This window comes from Streptomyces sp. NPDC048106, from assembly GCF_040706415.1.
GTDB lineage: Bacteria > Actinomycetota > Actinomycetes > Streptomycetales > Streptomycetaceae > Streptomyces.
The window spans coordinates 180,969-196,905 of record NZ_JBEZND010000010.1; the positions used below are offsets into that span (position 1 = coordinate 180,969).

The 15,937-nt window shown below is 68.4% G+C and carries 13 protein-coding genes; 6 read left to right on the forward strand and 7 right to left on the reverse strand.

Going from position 1 to position 15,937, the window contains the following annotated elements:
- Window positions 1–22: 22 nt before the first annotated feature.
- The 6 genes from AB0927_RS13715 to AB0927_RS13740 all read left to right on the forward strand — a co-directional run bounded on the left by AB0927_RS13715 (window position 23) and on the right by AB0927_RS13740 (window position 3,947).
- A complete protein-coding gene (locus AB0927_RS13715) occupies window positions 23–1,168 on the forward strand; it encodes a hypothetical protein (RefSeq protein WP_366667750.1) in 1,146 nt (381 codons plus the stop codon).
- Window positions 1,168–1,896 (forward strand): hypothetical protein, encoded by a 729-nt coding sequence (locus tag AB0927_RS13720; RefSeq protein WP_366667751.1) that lies wholly within the window; start codon window positions 1,168–1,170, stop codon window positions 1,894–1,896. Before AB0927_RS13715 ends, AB0927_RS13720 begins: the two co-directional genes overlap by 1 nt.
- A gap of 16 nt (window positions 1,897–1,912) precedes the next feature.
- Window positions 1,913–2,398: an ATP-binding protein gene (locus AB0927_RS13725; protein WP_366667752.1), complete on the forward strand. Its 486-nt coding sequence runs from the start codon at window positions 1,913–1,915 to the stop codon at window positions 2,396–2,398.
- Window positions 2,399–2,469: 71 nt separating this feature from the next.
- Entirely contained in the window at window positions 2,470–3,378 is a 909-nt protein-coding gene (locus AB0927_RS13730) for a peptidoglycan-binding protein (RefSeq protein WP_366667753.1), read from the forward strand.
- Between the two features lie 27 nt (window positions 3,379–3,405).
- Window positions 3,406–3,684 (forward strand): hypothetical protein, encoded by a 279-nt coding sequence (locus AB0927_RS13735; protein WP_366667754.1) that lies wholly within the window; start codon window positions 3,406–3,408, stop codon window positions 3,682–3,684.
- Window positions 3,681–3,947, forward strand: coding sequence for a hypothetical protein (locus AB0927_RS13740; RefSeq protein ID WP_366667755.1), 267 nt, complete (start codon window positions 3,681–3,683; stop codon window positions 3,945–3,947). Before AB0927_RS13735 ends, AB0927_RS13740 begins: the two co-directional genes overlap by 4 nt.
- A gap of 87 nt (window positions 3,948–4,034) precedes the next feature.
- Here the strand turns inward: AB0927_RS13740 and AB0927_RS13745 are convergent, their stop codons facing one another.
- From AB0927_RS13745 to rplK, 7 genes are all read right to left on the reverse strand, one after another.
- A complete protein-coding gene (locus AB0927_RS13745; protein WP_366667756.1) occupies window positions 4,035–7,934 on the reverse strand; it encodes a DNA-directed RNA polymerase subunit beta' in 3,900 nt (1,299 codons plus the stop codon).
- Between the two features lie 97 nt (window positions 7,935–8,031).
- Window positions 8,032–11,517 carry a DNA-directed RNA polymerase subunit beta gene (gene rpoB, locus AB0927_RS13750; RefSeq protein ID WP_366667757.1) on the reverse strand — a complete coding sequence of 1,162 codons (3,486 nt, stop codon included), beginning with the start codon at window positions 11,515–11,517 and terminating at the stop codon, window positions 8,032–8,034.
- 570 nt (window positions 11,518–12,087) lie between these two features.
- A complete protein-coding gene (rplL, locus tag AB0927_RS13755; protein ID WP_366667758.1) occupies window positions 12,088–12,474 on the reverse strand; it encodes a 50S ribosomal protein L7/L12 in 387 nt (128 codons plus the stop codon).
- Window positions 12,475–12,585: 111 nt separating this feature from the next.
- Window positions 12,586–13,116 carry a 50S ribosomal protein L10 gene (rplJ, locus tag AB0927_RS13760; protein WP_366667759.1) on the reverse strand — a complete coding sequence of 177 codons (531 nt, stop codon included), beginning with the start codon at window positions 13,114–13,116 and terminating at the stop codon, window positions 12,586–12,588.
- Window positions 13,117–13,484: 368 nt separating this feature from the next.
- On the reverse strand, window positions 13,485–14,426 hold the full coding sequence (locus tag AB0927_RS13765; protein ID WP_366667760.1) for a hypothetical protein: 942 nt from the start codon (window positions 14,424–14,426) through the stop codon (window positions 13,485–13,487).
- A gap of 176 nt (window positions 14,427–14,602) precedes the next feature.
- A complete protein-coding gene (gene rplA / locus AB0927_RS13770) occupies window positions 14,603–15,328 on the reverse strand; it encodes a 50S ribosomal protein L1 (protein ID WP_366667761.1) in 726 nt (241 codons plus the stop codon).
- 98 nt (window positions 15,329–15,426) lie between these two features.
- Window positions 15,427–15,861 (reverse strand): 50S ribosomal protein L11, encoded by a 435-nt coding sequence (gene rplK, locus AB0927_RS13775; RefSeq protein ID WP_037657523.1) that lies wholly within the window; start codon window positions 15,859–15,861, stop codon window positions 15,427–15,429.
- Window positions 15,862–15,937 lie beyond the last annotated feature (76 nt).

The following is a 15,937-nucleotide window of genomic DNA, read 5'->3' on the forward strand; positions in this document are numbered from 1 at the left end:
CGAGCGAGGAGCCGACCGCCGTATGACCACCAACACTCCCTACCGCGCGATCTTCTGCGACCTGCTCACCGACAACACCATCGACATCCTGCCGCTGCGCGACGTCACCGTCGACGACTACATCGGCAAGGCCGGCTCGCTGACCGGCACCATCCCGATCCCCAACAGGGAGACGGCCGCCCGGGTCCGCCGCATCGAGGAGGGCCGCACCGCGGTCTACCTCCAGCGCGGCCACGACCTGTGGTGGGGCGGGATCATCTGGACCAGCACCCTCCAGAGCGACGACCAGGGCATCCTCACGCTGGAGATCCAGGCGGCGACCTTCGAGTCGTACGCGGGACGGCGGCTGATCCGGGCCAGGAAGCCCGTGTACGACCCCGCGTACACGCTGCCCTTCACCGACGCCGACCAGCTCGACATCGCCCGGGGCCTGTGGACCGACCTCCAGACCTCGCTGGACGGTGGGAACATCCTCGTCACCTACGGCACCGAGACCTCCGGCGTGCGGCGCACCATCAGCTACCGGGACGGGGACGAGACCGCCTACCTCGACGCCCTGGACTCGCTGGCCGCGCTGGAGGACGGCTTCGAGTACCACGTCGCCGTCTACACCGACTCGGCCACCGGGGCGCGCGTGCGCCGGCTGGTGCTGGGCCACCCGAAGATCCAGACCGGCGGTGCCGACCTGGTCCTGGACCGGCCCGGCACCGTCCTGTCGTACTCCTTCCCGCGCGACGCCACCCGCGGCGGCACCACCGCACGGGCCCGGGGCGCCTCCACCAACTCCGACCAGGCCAGCGAGTCCCGGCCGCTCGCCTCCACGGTCGCGGTCGCGGACCAGCTCATCGGCACCGGGCCCGGCCACGCCGGATACCCGCGCATCGACCTGACCTCGGACCACAACGACATCAGCGACACCACCACCCTGGACGCCGTCGCGCGGGCCGAGCTGAAGACCGCAACCGGCGCGGTGGTGATCCCGGAGATCACCATCCGGCTCGACGACCTGGTGCCGCCCGCGCTGCTCGGCCGCACCGCCCGGCTGCGGATCACCGACGAGTGGTTCACCGAGGGCCTCGACGCCCGCTACCGGATCATCGGCGTCAAGGTCAGCCCGGCCCAGCGCGGCCGCCCCGACACCGCCGACCTGTACCTGGAGGAGGTCTGATGCCCCAGCTCCCCGAGGACATCATCGACCGGCTGATCCAACTGGAACGCCGGATCCAGCAGCTGTCCACCGCCGTCAACACCCGGCCCGCCCAGAACACGATCTCGGGCGGCGGCGTGGAGATCACCGGCGGCGGCTATCTGTCCGTCCGGCCGCCGGCGGGCGGTCCCGCCGTCTTCGCGGTCGGCAAGTGGACCGGCGACGAGTACGGCCTGGCCATGCGCCGCCAGACCGGCGAGACGGCCCTGACCCTGAACAAGGGCGACGGCACGAGCACCTCGATGCAGCCGCTGCGGATCTTCGACAAGGCCGGCCGGGAGCTCTTCTCCGACGACGTCGTCTCCGGCGGCCTCGCCCGGCCCTGGCTCGCCATGCTGCCCCCGCAGAACACCGCCCTGTCGACCTGGCCGCTGACCACCGCGACCACATGGACGACGATCGCGATGTCCTACAACGTGATCTGGCAGCCCTACATGCGGCTGCTGATCAACACCCGGGTCAGTTCCGGCGCCACCGGCAACGTCCGGGTGCTCGTGAACGGCACCGCGTGGGGCAGCCCCCTCACGGTCACCTCCGCCGCCGACTTCGACTACACGGGACCCGTCGCCGCCGACTTCGGCTCGGTCTTCCGCTCCCAGGTCAAGGTCGAGGTCCAGGCCTACGTCTCCAGCGCCTCCGGCACCGTCTACGCCAACCCCGTGCTGATGCACGGCTGCCAGACCCCCTGAGAAAGGCGGCACACCCGTGGACATCGACACCAGTCAGCCCTGGGGCCACGCGATCGACTACGCCGGCCGCGCCACCATCACCGAGGCGGGCCACACCATCCACATCAACGTCACCGACAACAGCCTGAGTTACATCATCGGACCGGACCCGGTCACCGGCATCTACCCGCCGGTCACGGTCATGGCCCAGTTCACCGAGCCGGGGACGGACTTCACCGAGCTGCGCGGCTGGGGACAGGTCACCGTCATGCCCGTCGGCACCGATCCCGTCGTGCCCGACCAGACGGCGATCCAGCGGGCGGTGGCCGCCGCGCTCGCCGACTTCGAGGCGAACACGGCGTCCTACGCCGCCCTGTGCGCCAAGTGGGCGCCCACCGGCACCGACCCGGGGACCGGGACCGACCCGGGCACGGGCACCGACCCCGGCACCGATCCCGACCCGGGCACCGGCACCGGCACCGGCACCGGCACCGACCTGGGAGCCGGGACCCCCGGCAGCTGACTCCTTCCCGCACCTCCATCGCCCCGGGCCCTTCGGAAAGGGCCCAGGGCTCTTCACTGTCTGGAGTTCTCATGGCCACACCCCTGTCCGCCGACGCCCTCGTCGCCGCGCTGCGCGCCGAGGGCGTCACCGTCGTGGAGCAGCCCGGCTGGCGTACCCACAACCGGAACCAGAAGGGCAGCTGGGGGCCGGTGAACGGGGTGGTCATCCACCACACCGTCACCTCCGGCACCAGCGGCAGCGTCGATCTGTGCTTCAACGGCGACTCCGCGCTGCCCGGCCCGCTCTGCCACGGAGTGATCGCCAAGGACGGCACCGTCCACCTGGTGGGCAACGGCCGCGCCAACCACGCCGGCGGCGGCGACCCGTCGGTGCTGCGGGCCGTGATCAGCGAGACGTACGGCGACCGGCCCCCGGTGCCGCACGAGCACGAGGGCAGCGCCGGCGCCGTCGACGGCAACTCCCGCTTCTACGGCTTCGAGTGCGTCAACCTCGGCGACGGCCACGACCCGTGGCCCGACGCGCAGCTCGCGGCCATCGAGCGGGTCTCGGCCGCGCTGTGCCGGGCCCACGGCTGGGGCGCCAAGTCGGTGATCGGGCACCTGGAGTGGTCCGACTGGAAGAGCGATCCGCGCGGCTTCTCCATGTCCGGGATGCGGCAGCGGATCCAGGCGCGGCTGTCCGCCGGCACCGGCCCGCGGAAGCCGCCGCAGCCCCCGCGCCCGCCGCAGTACCAGCCCTTCCCCGGCGCCTCGTTCTTCAAGGGAAAGCCGGACTCCCCGATCGTCACGGCGATGGGCCGCCGCCTGGTCGCCGAGGGGTGCGGCCGCTACAAGGTGGGCCCCTCCGCCCAGTGGTCGGCCGCCGACCAGCAGTCCTACGCCGCCTGGCAGCGCAAGCTCGGCTACCAGGGCGCCGACGCGGACGGCTGGCCGGGCCCCGCCTCCTGGGCGGCCCTGAAGGTCCCCCACACCGCCTGACGCACATCCGAAAAGCGAGGTCCCCCCATGTCAGAGGCCGCCAAGCGCACCCTCCGCACCGCCCTGCAGACCGCTGTCGGCCTGTGCGTGCTGCTGCCCACCCTCGTCGACACCCTCGGCGTCCCCCGCACCCTGCCCTGGGCGGCGGGCGTGCTGGCCGTCGCCGCGGGCGTCACCCGGATGATGGCCGTACCCGGCGTCCAGGCGCTGCTGCCCGCGTGGCTGCGCACCGCCGACCGGCCGAACACGGACGCCCAGCTACGGTCCCTGGCCGCCGCCGCGCCGACGGAGCGGGGTGAGGCATGAGCGAACCCTCCTCGCTGTCCGACCCGACCGCCGTCGCCGTGGAGCTGGAGCGGCTGCGCGGCACCGTGGAGGCCGGCTTCGCCCGGGTCGACGGTTCGCTCGCACTGCTGGTCCAGCGCAGCGACCAGACCGACAAGCAGCTCGCCGACCACGAACAGCGACTGGACGCCCTGGAGCGCGGCCGCTGGCCGCTGGCCAGCGTCGGCGTGCTGACCGCCGTGGCCACGGTCGCCGTCACGGCCTGGCAGCTGACGGCCCGCTGACCGCGCCCGATGACGGCCTGGCCACGCCTGACAACGCCGAAGGGCGGCCACCCCCCGAGGGGAGCGGCCGCCCTTCAAGCTGCTCGCTTACTGGTTGTACGGACCGTAGTCGTAGTCCTCCAGCGGAACGGCCTGGCCGGAGCCGGTGCCGAACGGCGAGTAGTCGATGTCGTCGTAGCCGACGGCCGAGTACATCGCGGCCTTGGCCTCCTCGGTCGGCTCGACCCGGATGTTGCGGTAGCGGGACAGACCCGTACCGGCCGGGATGAGCTTACCGATGATGACGTTCTCCTTGAGGCCGATGAGGCTGTCGGACTTGGCGTTGATCGCCGCGTCCGTCAGCACTCGGGTCGTCTCCTGGAAGGAGGCGGCCGACAGCCAGGACTCCGTCGCCAGCGAGGCCTTGGTGATACCCATCAGCTGCGGACGACCGGAGGCCGGGTGACCGCCCTCCTGGACCACGCGACGGTTCTCGGTCTCGAACTTCGAGCGCTCGACCAGCTCGCCGGGCAGCAGCTCGGCGTCGCCCGACTCGATGATCGTCACACGGCGCAGCATCTGCCGGATGATGATCTCGATGTGCTTGTCGTGGATCGACACACCCTGCGAGTTGTACACCTTCTGGACCTCGCCGACCAGGTGGACCTGGACGGCACGCTGACCCAGGATGCGCAGCACGTCGTGCGGGTTGGTGGCACCCACGGTGAGCTGCTGGCCCACCTCGACGTGGTCGCCCTCGCGGACCAGGACCTTGGCACGCTTCGAGATCGGGAACGCCGTCTCGTCGCTGCCGTCGTCCGGGGTGACGACGAGCTTCTTCGTCTTCTCGGTCTCCTCGATCCGCACGCGGCCGGAGGCCTCGGAGATCGGGGCGACACCCTTCGGGGTACGGGCCTCGAAGAGCTCGACGACACGCGGCAGACCCTGGGTGATGTCGTCACCGGCCACACCACCGGTGTGGAAGGTACGCATCGTCAGCTGGGTACCGGGCTCACCGATGGACTGGGCGGCGATGATGCCGACCGCCTCACCGATGTCGACCAGCTTGCCGGTGGCCAGCGAGCGGCCGTAGCACATCGCGCAGGTGCCGACGGCGGACTCACAGGTCAGGACCGAGCGGGTCTTGACCGTCTCCACACCGTGCTTGACCAGCTCGTCGATGAGCACGTCGCCGAGGTCGGTACCGGCCGGGGCCAGCACCTTGCCGTCGACCACGATGTCCTCGGCGAGGCAGCGCGCGTACACGGACGTCTCGACGTTGCCCGTCTTGCGCAGGACACCGTCCTCGCCACGCTCGGCGATCGCCAGCTTGAGGCCGCGCTCGGTGCCGCAGTCCTCCTCGCGGATGATGACGTCCTGGGAGACGTCGACCAGACGACGGGTGAGGTAACCCGAGTCGGCGGTACGCAGGGCGGTGTCCGCCAGACCCTTACGGGCACCGTGCGTGGAGATGAAGTACTCCAGCACGGACAGACCCTCACGGAACGAGGCCTTGATCGGACGCGGGATGGTCTCGTTCTTCGCGTTCGACACCAGACCACGCATACCGGCGATCTGCCGCATCTGCATCATGTTTCCTCGGGCACCCGAGTCAACCATCATGAAGATGGGGTTGGTCTTGGGGAAGTTCTCGTTCATCGCCTCGGCGACCTCGTTGGTCGCCTTGGTCCAGATCGCGATGAGCTCCTGAGTGCGCTCTTCCTTGGTGATCAGACCGCGCTCGTACTGCTTCTGGACCTTCTCGTCCTGCGCCTCGTAGCCCGCGACGATCGCCTTCTTCGCCTCGGGGACGACGACGTCGGAGATGGCCACGGTGACGCCGGAGCGGGTGCCCCAGTGGAAGCCGGCCGCCTTCAGGTTGTCGAGCGTCGCCGCCACGATGACCTTGGGGTAGCGCTCCGCCAGGTCGTTGACGATCTCGCCGAGCTGCTTCTTGCCCACCGAGTAGTCGACGAACGGGTAGTCCTCGGGCAGCAGCTCGTTGAAGAGCGCGCGGCCCAGGGTGGTGCGCAGGCGGAACGAGTCACCCTGCTGCCACTCGGGCTCGCCCTCCTCGCGGGCCGGCGGGGTCCAGCCGCGCGGCGGGATGGTGCCCACCGGGAAGCGGATGTCGACCGACGACTGGAGCGACAGCTCGCCGGCGTCGAACGCCATGGTCGCCTCGGCCGTGGAGCCGAACGCGCGGCCCTCGCCCTTGACGTTGCGCAGCTCGCCGTCGGTGGTGAGGAAGAACAGACCGAGGACCATGTCCTGGGTCGGCATCGTCACCGGGCGGCCGTCGGCCGGCTTGAGGATGTTGTTCGAGGACAGCATCAGGATGCGGGCCTCGGCCTGCGCCTCCGCGGACAGCGGCAGGTGCACGGCCATCTGGTCACCGTCGAAGTCCGCGTTGAACGCGGTGCAGACGAGCGGGTGGATCTGGATGGCCTTGCCCTCGACGAGCTGCGGCTCGAAGGCCTGGATGCCGAGGCGGTGCAGGGTGGGCGCACGGTTCAGCAGCACCGGGTGCTCGGCGATGACCTCTTCGAGGACGTCGTACACCACGGTGCGGCCGCGCTCGACCATGCGCTTGGCCGACTTGATGTTCTGCGCGTGGTTCAGGTCGACCAGGCGCTTCATCACGAACGGCTTGAACAGCTCCAGGGCCATCGCCTTGGGCAGACCGCACTGGTGCAGCTTGAGCTGCGGGCCGACGACGATGACGGAACGCGCCGAGTAGTCGACACGCTTGCCGAGCAGGTTCTGACGGAATCGACCCTGCTTGCCCTTCAGCATGTCGCTGAGGGACTTCAGCGGACGGTTGCCGGGGCCCGTCACCGGGCGGCCGCGACGGCCGTTGTCGAAGAGGGCGTCGACCGCCTCCTGGAGCATGCGCTTCTCGTTGTTCACGATGATCTCGGGCGCGCCGAGGTCGAGAAGCCGCTTCAGGCGGTTGTTGCGGTTGATGACACGGCGGTACAGGTCGTTCAGGTCGGAGGTCGCGAAGCGGCCACCGTCGAGCTGCACCATCGGACGCAGGTCCGGCGGGATGACCGGGACGCAGTCCAGGACCATGCCCTTGGGGCTGTTGGACGTCTGGAGGAACGCGGAGACGACCTTCAGACGCTTGAGCGCGCGGGTCTTCTTCTGGCCCTTGCCCGTGCGGATGATCTCGCGGAGCTTCTCGGCCTCCTCGTCGAGGTCGAAGGACTCCAGGCGCTTCTGCAGCGCCGCGGCACCCATCGAACCGTCGAAGTACGTGCCGAAGCGGTCGCGCAGCTCGCGGTAGAGCAGCTCGTCGCCCTCCAGGTCCTGGACCTTGAGGTTCTTGAACCGGTTCCACACCTCGTCGAGGCGGTCGATCTCGCGCTGCGCGCGGTCGCGCAGCTGCTTCATCTCGCGCTCGGCACCCTCGCGCACCTTGCGGCGCACGTCGGCCTTGGCGCCCTCGGCCTCCAGCTCGGCCAGGTCGGACTCGAGCTTCTTGGCGCGGGCCTCCAGGTCGGAGTCGCGGCGGTTCTCGATCTGCTGGCGCTCGACCGAGACGTGCGCCTCCAGGGAGGGCAGGTCGCGGGTACGACGCTCCTCGTCGACGTACGTGATCATGTACGCCGCGAAGTAGATGACCTTCTCCAGGTCCTTCGGGGCGAGGTCCAGCAGGTAGCCCAGGCGGGACGGGACGCCCTTGAAGTACCAGATGTGGGTGACGGGCGCGGCCAGCTCGATGTGGCCCATCCGCTCACGGCGCACCTTGGCGCGCGTGACCTCGACGCCACAGCGCTCGCAGATGATGCCCTTGAAGCGGACGCGCTTGTACTTGCCGCAGTAGCACTCCCAGTCCCGGGTAGGACCGAAGATCTTCTCGCAGAAGAGTCCGTCCTTTTCGGGCTTCAGGGTGCGGTAGTTGATCGTCTCGGGCTTCTTGACCTCGCCGTGGCTCCACTGACGGATGTCGTCAGCGGTGGCCAGGCCGATCCGGAGCTCGTCGAAGAAGTTGACGTCGAGCACTATGCGTCAATCCCTCTCAGGGTTGTAAGTCTGTGGTCTGAAACGGGGGCCTGGGGGTCGGCGGGGCCCTGTGGGTGAGGGCCCCGCCGGACTCCCGTCAGACCTCTTCGACGCTGCTCGGCTCGCGCCGGGACAGGTCGATTCCGAGCTCCTCCGCAGCGCGGAAGACATCCTCGTCGGTGTCACGCATCTCGATGGACATACCGTCGCTGGACAGCACCTCCACGTTCAGGCAGAGCGACTGCATCTCCTTGATGAGCACCTTGAAGGACTCGGGGATGCCGGGCTCGGGGATGTTCTCGCCCTTGACGATGGCCTCGTAGACCTTCACGCGGCCGGTGACGTCGTCGGACTTGATGGTCAGCAGTTCCTGGAGGGCGTACGCGGCGCCGTAGGCCTCCAGGGCCCACACCTCCATCTCGCCGAAGCGCTGCCCACCGAACTGCGCCTTACCACCCAGCGGCTGCTGGGTGATCATCGAGTACGGACCGGTCGAACGGGCGTGCAGCTTGTCGTCGACCAGGTGGTGCAGCTTCAGGATGTACATGTAGCCGACCGAGATCGGGTCCGGGAACGGCTCACCGCTACGGCCGTCGAACAGCCGCGCCTTGCCGGACGGGAGCACCATGCGCTCGCCGTCGCGGTTCGGGATGGTGTGCTGGAGCAGACCCGCCAGCTCGTCCTCGCGGGCACCGTCGAAGACCGGGGTGGCCACGTTGGTGCGCGGGGCGACCTGGTCGGCGCCGATGGCCTGGAGGCGCTGGGCCCACTCGTCGGCGAGACCGGAGACGTCCCAGCCGCGGCTGGCGAGCCAGCCGAGGTGGATCTCCAGAACCTGTCCCGGGTTCATTCGGGACGGCACACCCAGCGGGTTGAGGATGATGTCGACCGGGGTGCCGTCCTCCAGGAACGGCATGTCCTCGATCGGCAGGATCTTGGAGATGACACCCTTGTTGCCGTGACGGCCGGCGAGCTTGTCACCGTCGGTGATCTTGCGCTTCTGCGCGACGTAGACGCGGACCAGCTGGTTCACGCCCGGCGGCAGCTCGTCGCCCTCCTCGCGGTCGAAGACGCGCACGCCGATGACCTTGCCGGTCTCGCCGTGCGGCACCTTCAGCGAGGTGTCACGGACCTCACGGGCCTTCTCACCGAAGATGGCGCGCAGCAGGCGCTCCTCGGGGGTCAGCTCGGTCTCGCCCTTCGGGGTGACCTTGCCGACCAGGATGTCACCGGCGATGACCTCGGCACCGATGCGGATGATGCCGCGCTCGTCCAGGTCCGCGAGGACCTCCTCGGAGACGTTCGGGATGTCCCGGGTGATCTCCTCGGGGCCGAGCTTGGTGTCACGGGCGTCGACCTCGTGCTCCTCGATGTGGATCGAGGAGAGGACGTCGTCCTGCACGAGGCGCTGCGACAGGATGATCGCGTCCTCGTAGTTGTGACCCTCCCACGGCATGAACGCCACGAGCAGGTTCTTGCCGAGGGCCATCTCGCCGTTCTCGGTGGCCGGACCGTCGGCGAGGACCTGGCCCTCGATGATCCGGTCGCCCTCGTTGACGATGACCTTCTGGTTGACCGAGGTGCCCTGGTTGGAGCGGGAGAACTTGTGCAGGCGGTACGTGATGTACGTGCCGTCGTCGTTGGCCGTGGTGATGTAGTCCGCGGAGACCTCCTGGACCACACCCGCCTTCTCGGCCTTGACGACGTCGCCGGCGTCGACGGCGGAGCGGTACTCCATGCCGGTGCCGACGAGCGGGGCCTCCGACTTGATGAGCGGAACGGCCTGGCGCATCATGTTCGCGCCCATGAGGGCACGGTTGGCGTCGTCGTGCTCCAGGAAGGGGATCATGGCGGTCGCGACCGACACCATCTGGCGCGGCGAGACGTCCATGTAGTCCACGTCCTCGCCGCCGACGTAGTCGACCTCGCCGCCACGGCGGCGGACGAGCACGCGGGCCTCGGCGAAGCGGAGCTCGTCCGTCAGCGGGGCGTTGGCCTGCGCGATGACGAAGCGGTCCTCCTCGTCGGCGGTCAGGTAGTCGACCTCGTCGGTGACCTGGCCGTCGATGACCTTGCGGTACGGGGTCTCGACGAAACCGAACGCGTTGACCCGGCCGTAGGAGGCGAGCGAGCCGATCAGACCGATGTTCGGGCCTTCAGGCGTCTCGATCGGGCACATGCGGCCGTAGTGCGAGGGGTGCACGTCACGGACCTCGAAGCCGGCCCGCTCACGGGACAGACCGCCGGGGCCCAGCGCCGAGAGACGACGCTTGTGGGTCAGCCCGGACAGCGGGTTGTTCTGGTCCATGAACTGCGACAGCTGGCTGGTGCCGAAGAACTCCTTGATGGAGGCGACGACCGGCCGGATGTTGATCAGGGTCTGCGGCGTGATCGCCTCGACGTCCTGGGTGGTCATGCGCTCGCGCACGACGCGCTCCATACGGGCCAGACCCGTGCGGACCTGGTTCTGGATGAGCTCGCCGACGCTGCGCAGACGACGGTTGCCGAAGTGGTCGATGTCGTCGGTCTCGACGACGATCGACTCGCCGTTGTCACCCGTGGTCTCGGTCTCGCCGGCGTGCAGCTGCACCAGGTACTTGATCGTCGAGATGATGTCCTCGACGGTCAGGATGCCCGCGTCCAGCGGGGCGTCGGCGCCCAGCTTCTTGTTGACCTTGTAGCGGCCGACCTTGGCGAGGTCGTAGCGCTTCGGGTTGAAGTAGAGGTTCTCAAGGAGCGTCTGCGCGGCCTCGCGCGTGGGGGGCTCGCCCGGACGCAGCTTGCGGTAGATGTCGAGCAGCGCGTCGTCCTGGCCCTGGGTGTGGTCCTTCTCCAGGGTGGCGCGCATCGACTCGTAGTCGCCGAACTCCTCAAGGATCTGCTCGGTGGTCCAGCCGAGCGCCTTCAGGAGGACGGTGACCGACTGCTTGCGCTTGCGGTCGATACGCACACCGACCATGTCGCGCTTGTCGATCTCCATCTCCAGCCAGGCACCCCGGGACGGGATGATCTTGGCGGAGAAAATGTCCTTGTCGGACGTCTTGTCGATGGAGGAGTCGAAGTAGACACCGGGGGAACGGACCAGCTGCGACACCACGACACGCTCGGTGCCGTTGATGACGAAAGTGCCCTTGTTCGTCATGAGCGGGAAGTCGCCCATGAAGACCGTCTGGGACTTGATCTCACCGGTCTCGTTGTTGGTGAACTCGGCGGTGACGAAGAGCGGGGCGGCGTACGTGAAGTCGCGCTCCTTGCACTCGTCGATGGAGTTCTTCGGCGGCTCGAAGCGGTGGTCCCGGAACGTCAGGGACATCGACCCGGAGAAGTCCTCGATCGGGGAGATCTCCTCGAAGATCTCCTCCAGACCGGACTTGGTGGGGACGTCCTGACCGTTCTCCAGAGCCTCCTCGACCCGACTCTGCCAAGCGGTGTTGCCGAGCAGCCAGTCAAAGCTCTCGGTCTGCAGCGCGAGCAGGTTCGGAACCTCGAGAGGCTCCTTGATCTTTGCAAAGGAAATGCGCAGCGGGGCAGTGCTGGCGCCGTTGTTCGTATTCGCGGTCGAGGCGTTGCGCGAGGCGGCCAAGAGGGGGTCCTTCCGAGGGCTCGGACTCACTACGCGCGTACCGGCCCCTCTCTCCAAGCACAGAGACGGAAATCCCAGGTCAGGTGGGCTTCGATCGTCAATGCTCGAGTGAGGGCAGACCCCTGGTGACGGGCAGGGGACAGCTAACAGGCAGCGCAAAGGGTCAGTGTAGCCACTTGGCACACTGATGTCCAGTGCGGGTTTGTCGAGACCCTCGCTGTCCTCACCGCTCTTGTCAACGCCCTCGGCATGTCTGCCCTCAACGCACGTTCATACTGCCCTCTTCGCCGTCGATCCATGCCTCGGATCCGGATCCTTGTGACGACGCGTCCTGAGAATTGCGCGCTCCGTGCGGTTCGTCAAGAGCCTCCCACCGGAACCGGGCCGTCCGGGAGACACGACGAAGATCACCATACCTCTCGCCACCGCGAGTGCAAGGCAACCGCGGGCACCCTCCGAACACGCCGAAGAGCGACCACCCGGATGGATGATCGCTCTTCGGTGCGTTCGCGTTACAGCCCTACCGGGCCGAGTTCAGCGCGCGTTCGAGTCCTGCGGACCCGTGAGGTCTTACTTGACCTCGACGGAGGCGCCGGCGCCCTTGAGGGCCTCGGCAGCCTTGTCCGCGGCCTCCTTGTTGACCTTCTCGAGGACGGGCTTCGGGGTGCCGTCCACCAGGTCCTTGGCCTCCTTCAGGCCGAGGGAGGTCAGCTCGCGCACGACCTTGATGACCTGGATCTTCTTCTCGCCGGCGCCGGTGAGGATGACGTCGAACTCGTCCTTCTCCTCGACGGCCTCGGCGGCGCCGCCAGCGGCACCACCGGCGACGACGACCGGCGCGGCAGCGGCGGCGGTGACGTCGAACTTGTCCTCGAAGGCCTTCACGAACTCGGAGAGCTCGATGAGGGTCATCTCCTCGAACTGGGCAAGCAGCTCGTCCTGGGTGAGCTTCGCCATGATGGCGGTCCTTCCACTCGATCGGCAGGTGCCGGATGTACTGGGTAAGGCGGGCGTACGTCGGCCCGCTGCGACCCTCGCCGGTTGGCGCGGGTCAGAAAGCGAGCCGAATTACTCGGCACCGCCCTGCTCGGCCTGCTTGGCGCGCAGCGCGTCCACGGTGCGGACGAGCTTCGACGGCAGCGCCTGGAAGAGGGAGGCAGCCTGGGACTGCTTCCCCTTGAAGGCACCGGCCAGCTTGCTGAGCAGAACCTCGCGGGACTCGAGGTCCGCAAGCTTCTTGATCTCGTCGGCGGTCATCGCCTTGCCATCAAGGACACCGCCCTTGATGACGAGATTCGGGTTGTCCTTGGCGAAGTCACGGAGACCCTTCGCCGACTCCACCGGGTCACCGGTGACGAAGGCGACGGCCGTCGGACCAGCGAAGAGCTGGTCGTCCAGCGCGATCCCGGCCTCGTTGGCCGCAATCTTGGTCAGCGTGTTCTTCACCACGGCGTACTGGGCGTTCTCACCGAGCGACCGGCGCAGCGTCTTGAGCTGCGCCACGGTGAGACCGCGGTACTCGGTCAGCACGGCGGCGTTGGAGCTGCGGAACTTGTCCGTCAGCTCCGCAACCGCGGCAGCCTTGTCGGGCCTCGCCATAGAGCCTCGGCCTCCTTCCGGGTGATTCGGACCGCGCGGACCCGAAGGAGGACTGGGTAAACGAAACGCCCCGGCGCAGGCGCTCGGGGCGGACTCGACCGGTCGCACACACGCTCTGCGCGCGCACTCCGGGAGTTCTTCCACTGACACCTGCGCGGGTCGTCCACTTTTCAGCGGATCCTTCGGCCACCGCACCCTCTACGAGCGCGCGGCAACGACCAGCGGTCTTTGGCTTCGGAGGAGACACTACGGGACCGGGGCGCCGTGGAGCAAATCGGGCCCCGGTCCCAGGAGATCAGGACCGCTTCAGGACGGCGTCAGGACGGCGTCAGGACGGCGTCAGCCGGGTCGGACCGGCTTCCGGCCGGTCAGGAGCTGAGGTCCGTGCCGCCGGCCGTGGTGCCGCCCGAGGGGCTGTTGGTGCCGGTCTTGAGCATGTCGGCGATGTCCATGGTGTCACCGGCCGGCGGCGCCTGGGTGGAGACCTGGACGCCGTAGTCGCTGTAGTAGGCGGTGGTGTTCAGCGCGCCGTTGGCGGTGGCCGCCTTCTCGGTCTTCTTGACCAGCAGGTTCTGGTCGTTGATCCAGATGTCGATGGCCTCGGTGGTGACCTGCTTCAGCTGCTTCTTGAGGGCCGTGAGCTGGTCGGCGCTGAGGCTGCTGTTCTTGCCCGCGAGGTCGGCGACGTCCACGGTGCCCGCGTAGTGCCTGGTGTGCGCGCCGTCGACCGTCTCCTCGCCGACCTTCTTCACGTCCCCGGAGACCAGCAGCATCTTCACCGACTGGTTCGGCGTGGACGTCTGGAGCTGGTCCTTCATGTACGCGCCGGAGGCGCCGCCGGCCTGGGCGAGGTAGTCGTAGTCGTACTTGACCCAGTGTTTGCCGCCGGCCTGCTGGGCGAAGGCGTCGCTCATGTGCGCGTAGTAGGCGTCCGCCAGGTAGCGGGCCTCCATGTGGCTGGTGCCGGCCTTGCGCATCGCCTCGGCCATCTGGCCGCCGGTGTACGTGATGGTCATGGTCCCCCGCAGACCGCTGCCCCAGGCGAGGGAGCCGTCGGCGTTCATCGCCATGATGTCGCCCAGGGACGTGGTGGAGCGCACCTTGGCCGACTCGGCCTTGTCGGTGGACTGCTCGACGTCGCGCAGCACGGCGGCGACGGGGCTCAGGTGGACCGTGCTGCCGCCGGCCGCCTTGTCGCCGCCCTTACCGGAGCCCGAGGAACCGCCCGAGGAACCGCACGCGGCCACCCCCGTCAACGCCGTCAGCACCGCCACGGAAAGGGTCACGCGGCGTACGGTCGTGCTCTTCATTCTCGTCCTACCCCCTGCGAATCGTCTGCCCGCGGCAGCCTAGTGCTGGCCGCTGACAGTCGTACGACGAACAGCTCGTACACAGAAAGAAAGGACGGGCCCCGCACCTGGAAAGGTTGCGGGGCCCGCCCTTCAGTCACGCGTACCCGACGCGGCTACCGGGGTGAGCGCAGGGCTCAGACGGCGGCCGGGTCCTCCTCGACGAGGAGGTTGCGGGTGCGGTTCGGGTCGAGCTGGATGCCGGGGCCCATCGTGGTGGTGATGGCGGCCTTCTTGATGTAGCGACCCTTGGCGGCGGACGGCTTCAGACGGAGGATCTCCTCCAGCGCGGCGCCGTAGTTCTCCACCAGCTTGGTGTCGTCGAAGGACACCTTGCCGATGATGAAGTGCAGGTTCGAGTGCTTGTCGACGCGGAACTCGATCTTGCCGCCCTTGATGTCCGTGACGGCCTTGGTCACGTCGGGGGTGACGGTGCCGGTCTTCGGGTTCGGCATCAGACCACGGGGGCCGAGGACGCGGCCGAGGCGGCCGACCTTGCCCATGAGGTCCGGGGTGGCGACGACGGCGTCGAAGTCCAGGCGGCCCTTCGAGACCTCGTCGATCAGCTCGTCGGCACCGACGATGTCGGCGCCCGCGGCACGCGCGGCCTCGGCACGGTCACCGGTCGCGAAGACCAGGACCCGGGCGGTCTTACCGGTGCCGTGCGGAAGGTTCACGGTGCCACGGACCATCTGGTCGGCCTTGCGCGGGTCGACACCCAGACGGAAGGCGACCTCGACGGTGCCGTCGAACTTGGTCGTGGAGGTCTCCTTGGCGAGACGGACGGCCTCGAGCGGGGCGTACAGCTTCTCCCGGTCGATCTTGGCGTCCGCAGCGCGGAGAGCCTTGCTGCGCTTGCTCACAACTTGCTCCTGTGTGTTCTGAAAGGAGTCGTGGTCCCTGGGCCGAGCAGGCCCTGCCACGTGCGACCGGCTACGGCCGCATTACCTGCTGGTGGTGGTCAGCCCTCGACCGTGACGCCCATGGAGCGCGCGGTGCCGGCGATGATCTTCGCCGCGGCGTCCAGGTCGTTCGCGTTCAGGTCGGGCATCTTGGTCGTGGCGATCTCGCGGACCTGCGCCTGGGTGATCTTGGCGACCTTGGTCTTGTGCGGCTCGCCGGAGCCCTTCTCCACACCCGCGGCCTTGAGGATCATCTTCGCGGCCGGCGGCGTCTTGGTGACGAAGGTGAAGGAGCGGTCCTCGTAGACCGTGATCTCCACCGGGATGACCCAGCCACGCTGCGACTCGGTCGCGGCGTTGTAGGCCTTGCAGAACTCCATGATGTTGACGCCGTGCTGACCCAGCGCCGGGCCGACCGGCGGAGCCGGGTTGGCGGCACCGGCCTGGATCTGGAGCTTGATGAGCCCCGTGACCTTCTTCTTCTTGGGAGGCATAGCTCTCCGGGTCCTTTCGATTCGGGTCCTGCCCGCTTCCGGGGACAACCCGGACGCAGGCATACCGCACAACGAT